The organism is Brooklawnia sp., assembly GCF_049651565.1.
Lineage (GTDB): Bacteria > Actinomycetota > Actinomycetes > Propionibacteriales > Propionibacteriaceae > Brooklawnia.
On the sequence record NZ_JBASCI010000168.1, the window covers coordinates 1 to 3,592 of the forward strand.

Annotated in this window: 4 protein-coding genes; 1 reads left to right on the forward strand and 3 read right to left on the reverse strand. The window is 70.6% G+C overall.

The window, feature by feature from the left end; genetic code table 11:
- From WBL05_RS07655 to dacB, 3 genes are all read right to left on the reverse strand, one after another.
- Window positions 1–404: tRNA lysidine(34) synthetase (locus WBL05_RS07655; protein WP_424224923.1), on the reverse strand; the 404-nt coding region annotated here is incomplete at its 3' end.
- Complete coding sequence (locus tag WBL05_RS07660; protein WP_424224925.1) at window positions 391–1,434, reverse strand: zinc-dependent metalloprotease; 1,044 nt, start codon at window positions 1,432–1,434, stop codon at window positions 391–393. The genes WBL05_RS07660 and WBL05_RS07655, both read right to left, overlap by 14 nt.
- 53 nt (window positions 1,435–1,487) lie before the next feature.
- The gene (gene dacB, locus WBL05_RS07665) at window positions 1,488–2,915 is read right to left on the reverse strand and encodes a D-alanyl-D-alanine carboxypeptidase/D-alanyl-D-alanine endopeptidase (RefSeq protein WP_424224927.1); all 1,428 of its coding nucleotides are present in this window, start codon (window positions 2,913–2,915) and stop codon (window positions 1,488–1,490) included.
- 59 nt (window positions 2,916–2,974) lie between these two features.
- On the opposite strand from dacB, the gene WBL05_RS07670 reads away from it, so the two are divergent.
- Complete coding sequence (locus tag WBL05_RS07670; RefSeq protein WP_424224929.1) at window positions 2,975–3,532, forward strand: inorganic diphosphatase; 558 nt, start codon at window positions 2,975–2,977, stop codon at window positions 3,530–3,532.
- Window positions 3,533–3,592 lie beyond the last annotated feature (60 nt).

Consider the following 3,592-nt stretch of genomic DNA (forward strand, 5'->3'; position numbering starts at 1 on the left):
GCCTGGTCGTCCAGGGTGTGGCCGAGCAGGACCAGCGCCCCCGGGTCGGATGCCTCGGCCAGCCCGGCGTAGCGCGCCTGCCGGGCGGCGGCTTCCATGCCGAGCTGCGACTGCACCGGCAGCTGGACGCGGTGTACCCGCGCCCTCAGGCCGTGGCGGCCGAGCTGCCCCGCAACCTGGTCGGCGATCACCGCCGAGCCGTACTGGAGCTGGTGGTCGATGACGACCGCGCTGGCCCCCCGTGCACCGTCCCGCCTGGTCAGGTGGCACACTGCGAGCGCGAGCGCCATCGAGTCCGGGCCGCCGGAGCAGGCCACCACCACCGGACGCTGCCGGTCGGCCAGCCACGGCGCGACCGCCTGCACCACCGCCAGTTGCGATGGGCTGAGTTCACGCCTGGCCATCGGCGTCCCGCGGTACACCGGTCATCCGCTCGTACCACTGCTCGGGGTGCAGCAGTTCGGGCAGGGCGGGCATCGTCGCCGGTGATTCGAAGACCCGGTTGAGCAGCCCCACCCCGCCGCGCCTGATGACCTGCCGGCAGAATCGGGCCCCGTCGGCGTACTGGGCGAGCTTGGCGTCCATCCCGAGCAGCCGGTTGACCAACCCGTGGATGCCGCCCCTGGCGCGCCGGGCGTTGAACCGGGCCCGGATGGTGGCCACGCTGGGGATGACCGACCGGCCGGCCCGGTCCATCATGACGTCGGCGTGCCCCTCCAGCAGCGACATCACCGCGGTGACCTGGTCGAGCGCGGCCACCAGTTCGGGTGCGGACACCGCGTTTATCAGCCGCAGACTAATCGGCCGTCCCTCAGCCCGGTCCCGCCTGATCTTCGCGAGTCGCTGGTCGAGGTTTTGCCACAGCGGCTGCTCGTCGGCGGTCAGCATGGTGACGACCAGGCCGACCAGGTGGTCGGGCAGCCACGGCGCGTTGGCGAACTGGACGCGGTGGGTCTGCTCGTGCAGCACCACCCACATCCGGAAATCGGTGGGGTCGACCTTCAGTTGTCGCTCCACCGCCATGATGGTCGGCGCCACCAGGTAGAGCGTCGGCGGCCCACCGAACGGGTCGTACTGGCCGAGGATGCGGCCACCAAGGCTGGCCAGCAGGCCGCCGATGGTGGTGCCGCGGGCCCGGCCGGCGGCCTGGCCGAGCGGGCCATCGGGTGCCGGGCCGAGCGAGTCGGTGAGCCTGCGAGCGGTGGCGACGTTGACCCGGACCAGGTTGCGGCGGTCGACCACGAGCTCCCTGGCCTGTCCGGCCAGCGGCAGGCCAGAGGCATCGATGATGATCTCGGTGGCGCGGCGGGCCTGCTGGCGCAACTGGCCGACGATCTGGTCACGCTCGCCCCGGGTGACCCCGGGCCCGGGTTTGACCAGCTGCAGCGCCACCTGCTCGGCGGCGTCCCAGTCGATCCACGGCAGCTCAGTCATGGCCTCCAGACTAGGCGTCCCGCCTACCGGTTCAGACGCCCTGGCCAACCGGCTCAGGCTGCGCAGTCGCAGCCAGCCAGGGCCGCCGCGACATGGTCGAACCAGCCCCGGACGTCCTGGTCGCGCGGCAACTCGTTGCCGAGCAGGGCGAAGGCCAGCAGGGTGCCGTCCGCGGTGGGGGTGTAGCCGGCCAGCCCCGACACTTGGTCGAGGGTGCCGGTCTTCGCCCGTACCTGACCGCGGGCGGGTTCGCTGCGGGCGTCCATGAACCGGTTGGCCAGGGTCCCGGTGGCCTTGGCGACCGGCATCCCGGCCAACACCGCGGCGAGGTCGTCGCGTCCGGCTGCCAGTTGCAGCGCGGCCACCAGCTCACCGGTGGTCAGCCGGTTGTTCATCGACAGCCCGGAGCCATCGGCGATCAGCTGGCCGTCGGTCCACAGCCCCAGTGTGGTGAGCCGGGCCGTCAGCGCGCTGGTGCCGCCGTCGAAACTGGCGGGCCGGTCGTCGGCCAGAGCCAGTTGGCGCAGCAGCATCTCGGCGATGAAATTGTTGGAGTGCACCAGCAGTTCCTGGACCAGCAGCGACACCGGCAGCGAATCGATGGCCGCCACCTGCTCGCCGCCGGCGGCCGACGCGACGCTGGGCTGGCCCACCACCTTGATGCCATTGGCCCGCAACTGCTCGGCGAACGTTGCGGCCGCCGCCGGGGAGGCCGACTCGACGCCCGGTTGATCGGCCGCCTCGTCCACCACCAGCGCGCTGATCGGAGCGACGAACTGCCGGTCGGCCTCGGGCCAGTCGGGGTGCCAGACCGGGCCTGCGAACAGCGAGTCGTCGTAGCCCAGGCTGACCTCGGTGATGCCCTGGGCGGTCAACGCGGCGGCGGTGCGGGCGGCCAGCTCCTCGGTGCTGGGCGGGGCGACGGTGTCGGCGAACGGATAGCTGGTCGGGGTGGAGGCCAGCAGCGGGTCTCCGCCGCCGACCAGCACGATCGTTGCCGGGCTGGGCATCACCACCGAGGTGGTGAAGGTGTGCTGGGGGCCGAGCGCATCCAGCACCGCGACGGCAAGCATGACCTTCATGGTGGACGCCGGAACGACCGCGGCGCTGGCGTCCTGGTCGTAGGCAAGTGGGCCACCGGCCAGGTCGGCGATCGCCGCGCTGTAGAGTCCGGGCAGGTCGGGCTGGTTGTCGGCCATCAGTTGCTCGACCCGGGCGGGGTCAACGCGGCTGGGATGTGGGGTGGGAGGCGGGTCGATCACGCCGGCGCCCAGTACCTCGGTCTGAGGGTGCAGTTCGGTGATCACCGCCGGGTCGACCGTGGGGCTGCCGCCGTCGACCAGCCAGCCCTGATCGCGGGCCAGGGGGCCGGACGCGTACCAGGCGCTCGCGACCAGCAGTGCCACCACCACCAGCCAGGCCAGCCAGCCGGGCCAGGTACGACGGTGCGCGTTGGGCCTGGGTCGCGCGTTCGATGCCACTGGTTCCCCTTTGAGCCGATACCCTGAGGACGGAGATTCTCATCTTAAGGATGGTTCAGGTGATCGACGACTTCCGCAAAGTGGACGTAGACCCTCGGGTCGGAATCACATTCGACATGACCGTCGAGATACCTCGGGGCACCAAGAACAAGTACGAGATGGACCACAACACCGGCCGTATCCGCCTCGACCGGACGCTGTTCACGTCCACCCAGTACCCGTACGACTATGGCTTCATCGAGGGCACGCTGGGCGAGGACGGCGATCCGCTGGATGCCCTGGTGATCGTCGCCGAGCCGACCTTCCCCGGCTGCCTGATCGAGTGCCGTGCGGTCGCGATGTTCCAGATGCAGGACGAGATGGGCGGCGACGACAAGGTGCTGTGCATCCCGACTGCAGACACCCGACGCAACTACCTCGACGACCTGGACAAGATCCCGCAGTTCATGCTGCTCGAGATCGAGCACTTCTTCACCGTCTACAAGGATCTCGAACCCGGCAAGTCGGTCGAGGGTGCCACCTGGGTGGGCCGGGAGGCCGCCGAGCAGGAAGTCCGCAACTCCATCGAGCGGGCCAAGGGCACCCCGTACGAGCACCACAAGGTGAACCTGGCCTGAGACTCGGGGCCGCCGGCGCTGCTGGCCCGGCTCGGCTGGCCGCCGCGCCTGATGTTGACG

Bases quoted from the DNA above. Each gene is read 5' to 3' on its own strand.
- WBL05_RS07660 (WP_424224925.1), bottom strand. From the start codon at position 1,434: ATGACTGAGCTGCCGTGGATCGACTGGGACGCCGCCGAGCAGGTGGCG.